At 45.9% G+C, this 566-nt stretch carries 1 protein-coding gene; it reads right to left on the reverse strand.

Annotated elements, in window-relative coordinates:
* Window positions 1-533: plasmid recombination protein (locus tag KQ486_RS14240; protein WP_216688006.1), on the reverse strand; the 533-nt coding region annotated here is incomplete at its 3' end.
* Between the last annotated feature and the right edge of the window lie 33 nt (window positions 534-566).

Consider the following 566-nt stretch of genomic DNA (forward strand, 5'->3'; position numbering starts at 1 on the left):
CATTCGGTCTTGTACTGCATAGCCGATAAGTGTTTGCGGTCAGAAGAAACGCCACGTTCCATGCCCAGTGTTTCAGATGCTATGGTTTGGAGTTCTGCCATGTCATCACGCGATAAACGCACACTTTTCCCATTCGGCTGCGTCCAATCGAAAACTACATGGGCATGAAGGTTAGGTGTCCATTGCTTTGCGTTCATGTATCCTTCGTCCTTGTGTATATGGATTTGAAATGCTTCGATACCGAAACGTTCTTTGCAGACCGTGGCAAACTGCTGGAGTTCCTGCATGGTGGTTTCTTGTTTGATTACTATTACTCCCTCTCGTATGGGTGCGGCTTTAGCCTGCATCTTCTGCCCAACCGTATCGAGATATCTTTGTTTCGCACTTTCCAGCCGATGGGAGATGCTATCTCCAACCCAGCTTTCATTCAAATGACTAAGTTCGGGACGAACATAGTCCAACTCTTTTTCCCTAAAGTTGTGAATCTCACTCCCCGGCTTCACTGCTTGTACATGAATACTTGTTGCTCCCATAAGTTAACATTTTTGTGACAATCGATAACAGCC

This window comes from Allobacillus halotolerans (genome assembly GCF_018967645.1).
Lineage (GTDB): Bacteria > Bacillota > Bacilli > Bacillales > Alkalibacillaceae > Allobacillus > Allobacillus halotolerans.